8 protein-coding genes are annotated in these 4898 nt (G+C 39.3%); 1 reads left to right on the forward strand and 7 read right to left on the reverse strand.

All coding sequences use genetic code 11. The features are described 5' to 3' along the window. Positions 1-395: 395 nt before the first annotated feature. The 4 genes from maoP to MRX98_RS21380 all read right to left on the reverse strand — a co-directional run bounded on the left by maoP (position 396) and on the right by MRX98_RS21380 (position 2142). Positions 396-821, reverse strand: a complete 426-nt coding sequence (gene maoP / locus MRX98_RS21370; RefSeq protein ID WP_246915052.1) for a DUF413 domain-containing protein — start codon at positions 819-821, stop codon at positions 396-398. A gap of 115 nt (positions 822-936) precedes the next feature. Next, positions 937-1341, reverse strand: coding sequence for a hypothetical protein (locus MRX98_RS21375; RefSeq protein ID WP_246915055.1), 405 nt, complete (start codon positions 1339-1341; stop codon positions 937-939). 135 nt (positions 1342-1476) lie between these two features. Beyond that, positions 1477-1752: a DUF350 domain-containing protein gene (locus MRX98_RS22350; RefSeq protein WP_484840475.1), complete on the reverse strand. Its 276-nt coding sequence runs from the start codon at positions 1750-1752 to the stop codon at positions 1477-1479. Positions 1753-1836: 84 nt separating this feature from the next. Beyond that, positions 1837-2142: a hypothetical protein gene (locus MRX98_RS21380; protein ID WP_246915058.1), complete on the reverse strand. Its 306-nt coding sequence runs from the start codon at positions 2140-2142 to the stop codon at positions 1837-1839. Positions 2143-2380: 238 nt separating this feature from the next. On the opposite strand from MRX98_RS21380, the gene MRX98_RS21385 reads away from it, so the two are divergent. Beyond that, positions 2381-3076 (forward strand): methyltransferase family protein, encoded by a 696-nt coding sequence (locus MRX98_RS21385; RefSeq protein ID WP_246915061.1) that lies wholly within the window; start codon positions 2381-2383, stop codon positions 3074-3076. Between the two features lie 161 nt (positions 3077-3237). Here MRX98_RS21385 and MRX98_RS21390 read toward each other — a convergent pair whose 3' ends face one another. The 3 genes from MRX98_RS21390 to MRX98_RS21400 all read right to left on the reverse strand — a co-directional run bounded on the left by MRX98_RS21390 (position 3238) and on the right by MRX98_RS21400 (position 4886). Then, a complete protein-coding gene (locus tag MRX98_RS21390) occupies positions 3238-3567 on the reverse strand; it encodes a hypothetical protein (RefSeq protein ID WP_246915064.1) in 330 nt (109 codons plus the stop codon). A gap of 142 nt (positions 3568-3709) precedes the next feature. Beyond that, positions 3710-4291, reverse strand: coding sequence for a hypothetical protein (locus tag MRX98_RS21395; RefSeq protein WP_246915067.1), 582 nt, complete (start codon positions 4289-4291; stop codon positions 3710-3712). 94 nt (positions 4292-4385) lie between these two features. Then, positions 4386-4886 (reverse strand): hypothetical protein, encoded by a 501-nt coding sequence (locus MRX98_RS21400; protein ID WP_246915070.1) that lies wholly within the window; start codon positions 4884-4886, stop codon positions 4386-4388. Between the last annotated feature and the right edge of the window lie 12 nt (positions 4887-4898).

The raw sequence follows: 4898 nt of genomic DNA on the forward strand, positions 1-4898 counted from the left end.
CGGCGACATATCTGATCGTCGTGAATCCGGAAGCGGTGCACGAATAGTCTCGCACTACAAAGGATGCAGGACCGTGTTGGCCCGTATCCAGATTTGCGCAGACCGATTGTCTTATTGATTCCGCTATTGGCGGTATCGTTTCAATTTGTAGGACCGCGCCCGATTGTGCATACAAATGTTTTGGATCAGGACGTGCGTCACTTGTCTGGAAGGAGCAAGAATAACCACCACGGTCGCTCGGCAACGAGATCGTGTGCGTGCATCCGCTCAAGACAGCGACGGCTAAGATTGCCGTTGTTACTCTCTGGTGCATCAAATCCCCCCTTTAGCTAACGCGCTACTCTGCGGCGAAGGAACTGAGTCCGCAGGAGTAGGAGGTTATGTAATAATGTGTTTTACCTTTTTCTAAAACCACCATAGGGCATCATTCTACCTCGATCTTTTCTGGAAAACCAACTTTCTGATTCATCGTGCCATTCGTATTTTCTTTTAGAAATATTAGGATCTGATTCTTCAATTTCTATCCTTCTTTGGTATTTCCACCATGCTTTCTCAAATTCGTTTTCAGGCTTTAGCTTATTTTCATGTACCTCAATAAAGCGTTCTTGTTCCTTTGTGAAAGGGATAAGTTTTCCGGATGTTAAAGCATTAAACCAATGCCCATAAATTTTGAGAATATATAATTCATCATCCGAAAATATTTCTTTGTTGCATCTTATTCGATAATTTTTCATTGCAATGTATTTCAGATGATCTTTTCGTTCACTCATTTTTTTTGCCAGATAAATATTGTTTTTTGGAATACCTGTGTTTAAAGACATAACGCCCACCATCACAGGTGAGCAGGGTTTGCGGACTTCGCAAATGAGAGTTCAATACAAAAAAATGGACAAAACCAAGGCGGCGCGCCCCTGCGAATCCTTGTGAATGGTGATGTTAGTGTTGCATTTCATCCATATAATTTAGAAATGGCCATATACCTCTATTCGCGATGACACATCCAACTATAAAAAACACGATGTAGAAATAGCTACTGTCATGACTAATTCTGGCAATGAAGCCTATGAAAGCGAACAATGCAATTATTGCCAGACATATTAGAGATACAATTCGAAGCTTTGGCTCTTTTGCTATGAATTTAAAGCTTCTACCCGCAAAAATTTCAAAAAAGATGTAACCAGCAGCTGAGGCCAATACTCCCAAAATATAGCCTGCCGAAGCTAAGCTTATAATAGGAATACCTATCATGTTAATTGAATTCAGAAGAATAATTAATACAACCCAAGCCATTCCTCCCCAAAACCCTAACTGCACTTGCCACCATTCAATAGTTTTATTCATTATTACCTCGATATAGAACACTAACGTCCACCATCACTGGTGAGCAGGGTTTACAGACTTCGCAAAGCCCACGTTAACACCAAACCATGCCAAAACAAAGGCGGCCCGCCCCTGCGAATCCGGTGAATGGTGAGGTTATATTTGTGAATTACCATTTAACCTTTTTTCAATTTCTGGCAATAATTTTATTCTTACAAATGCGTACATCAATATAGACACCAATAAAAAGAAGATACATATGACACTAAATATAAGTACTTCTTCAAAATCATCGTTTTTAGCAGAGACCCCCGTAAGTATAAGAGATAATCCAATTAATAAGCCCATGCAAAAGAAACCCACCATTGTTTTTTGGATTATTTCTTTGAGGTATTTTATAGAATAATTTTCAATATCTTTGAATATTTTCATATCAGAATATAACGTTGCACTGTGCCGCGCGCTCTTTGCGTCGGCACCAGTGCAGTGTTAGATAATTATTTTCGGCGAATTGATTTATTCATTCGACTTTTTTGTGAACTTAAATTTGTATTTATTTCCTTCAGAGTCTATCGCTTCGCCCTCAACATCGTATCCATTACTCAATGCGTATAATATTATTCCTCCGATGACAGCAATTGCAAAGAGAACTACAACAGCTTGGGCCATTTGTGGTGTGATTCGAACCGCCATAATTCCGAAAGATTCACGGCAAAATGCAGCTGCGGCTCCGGATAAAATCAATTCGACATCATCGTTGTTCCAAATTGCTTTTGTCAAATCTATGCTGGCACCCCAATCATTCCAATTAATTGTTCTCATGTGTAAACCTTTTTTAAATCTAACGTCTGCGTCACAGGCGGCATGGGCCTCGCCGTCCTGTGAACGCGGTGGTTCGAAACCCAGCTTACGAGTTCAAAGATCTTTCCCGATTTTAGATTATCGTATCAATATTTTTCTTGCCCGTCAATCTTTTATTTAATTGAAATAATTGCATTTTTTCGTTTGTGATACACGGGTTGATATGTCATAAACACGAATAGATGAAAGGGGGAGATGAATGAAGCAGCATTTAAACAAAGATGGGGTAAAGTATCTGTTCGCACCTTTCCGGTGGACCTTACTAATGGCAGTCGCTTTCTTTCTTTCGGCAGGTCGGGTGAATATCACACGAGCATGGCTTGCATTTGGACTTCATTTCATTGGGGCGATTGTGGGTGGATTACTGATGTGGAAGTTTGCACCTGGGTTAGCAAACCAAAGAGCATCTGTAAGACAGGGAACTAAGAACTGGGATAAGGCAATCTTAACAATCTACTTTTTGTTGATTTTACTGGTTATTCCAGTAGTAGCGGGGCTGGATATCGGCAGATATCAATGGTCTCAATTGAGTGTCAATTATGCGATTGTTGGCGTTGCTCTCTATTTGGCATTTTTCCTTTTCTTTTATTGGGCCATGTTAACAAATGAGCACTTTGAAGGAAGCTCAAGAATTCAAATAGATCGAGATCACAGGGTCGTTTCGGATGGCCCTTACGGTATTGTTCGGCATCCCGGATATGTCGCAATGATTTTCGCCTGTTTAGCTGATTCGTTGATAATTGGTTCATTGTATTCATTAATCCCAGGCGTATTGGCAGTAATTCTTACGGTAATTCGCACTTGGCTCGAAGATAGAATGCTAAAGAATGAATTAGAAGGATATAGCGAGTATGCCAAAAAGATCAAACATCGACTAATCCCCGGTATATGGTAAAACGCTACACTTTCGAACGCTGGAAGCCAGGGGCAGCCAGGGCTTCCACTCATTTGATTAAAATTATTTGCTGCTCAATTCCCCTCGGTTCTTCAAAAAACCGCCGGCCCTGGCTGTCCCTCTGGGCTGACTGGTTAGCAAATACCTAATATTTTTATAACTTAAAGGCCAAAAAGATATGCCCATAAGTTTGAGATTATAGACAGTGCGAAAAAAGCGCCAATTGCCGTTAAAAGGAGCGTTCCAGCACCGAGTCTTTCATATTTAAAGCTGGCCCAGCTATTCTGATTTTTTAATGTTTTGCTGAGATAAAGTAAAAATCCGCAAGTTAAGAAGCCAAGGGTAGGATAAAACAACAGCTTTAGTGGGAATAGATCAGATAGCGATATAAATTCTTTCTGTTGAACCAATTGAGAGATCGGCAGATATATAAACCAACCAAAACTAAACAGCAACCCCAATACTGACAGACCAAATAAATAGTCGGCCACAATTTCACGTCTCATCTTGTTAATAACTAACCCCAAATTTTTCCCTTTATGCTTTTTTTAATTGCCAATTATACTTAAATCTTGTTTGCTAACGTTGCTTTTCAGCGGGCGCGGCTTTTTGCGCTCCGCTGCAAAAGCCTTGTTAGCCATTAAATGATATTTCTTCAAATATTTCTTCAAATTGGTTTTTAACGATTTCAGAATCAGCGAATTCAGTATATTGTGCTTTTTTCTTATGTTGTGAATTAGCAGTTGGTTGTAAATTGAAAATTAAATATTTCTCAATTTCTTTTATATCAAATGAAGCAATATTATCTCTTGTTCCAATCCAAATAATGTGGGTTACACCGGTTTTTTTGAGGGCTTTTTTGTGATTGTTCTCATATTTATAGTTGTACTTTTTAAGCATAGTTTCAAAAACTTCTTGTTTGTCATAATGAGTACCCCAAAAAGCTTCTAGCCCCTCACTAATACCTTCCTCTATCCGTTTTTTTAAATTCCATTCTGTATTTGCATCTGACTTTCCGACATAAATAATTTGTTTCAAGCCATTGGCATTTACCCAGAAGTACCAACCTGAAATTTCAGGAACATAAAAAACAAGGTCATCAATTATACTTTTTAAAGGCCTATAAATTGCTTTGTCGTTTGTTCTATGAGGAATTTCCTTATTGCATTTTGCATATTGATGGATTCTTTTTAAATCTAAAATTCCAGAAATCATGGTGTTTTCCTCTGGGCTAACGAACGCCTCACCTGCCGGAAGGGGAATACAGGGACTGCAAATGGTACAATGTCAGTTACGCCTCTGGCTTCGACTATGCGGTGGTGGCCCGCCCCTTCCGGTCGGAGTGAAGGCGAAGGTTAAACGGCGAATTTGATGCATAGTATGCCAAAGAATCGTTCACAGTCTTTGCTACATTATATATAAAGCCATATTCTGGTAATTGATAATTTCCATACTCGAGATACTCAAGTTTCTTCGATTTGTAAGTAAGACTGAATAATTTAATGGCATCGAATTGATGTTTAGTAAGTTTGACCTCTCTTCCGAGTTTCCGCTTTCTGCACTCAACCAACAAAGCCTCTAAATCATGACCGTACTTTTTAGACCTGAGAACGCTAATTTGGTACCCTTTTGCTGCCAAGTAAGATTTTAACGACAACTCAATTGAATGGCCAACAAGATAATATGCCGGCATTATCAAACTGAAATCGGTTTTCCCTTTACTGCTTTGCTGAGGGTCTTTCACCATGTGCGCAGCAGTCAAAAATTCCTTTGCGTGACTCCAAAGACCGAATGATTTGATTGTGTTCATAAACGTTTAACA

This window comes from Desulfatitalea alkaliphila, assembly GCF_022968795.1.
GTDB classification, from domain to species: Bacteria; Desulfobacterota; Desulfobacteria; order Desulfobacterales; family Desulfosarcinaceae; genus Desulfatitalea; species Desulfatitalea alkaliphila.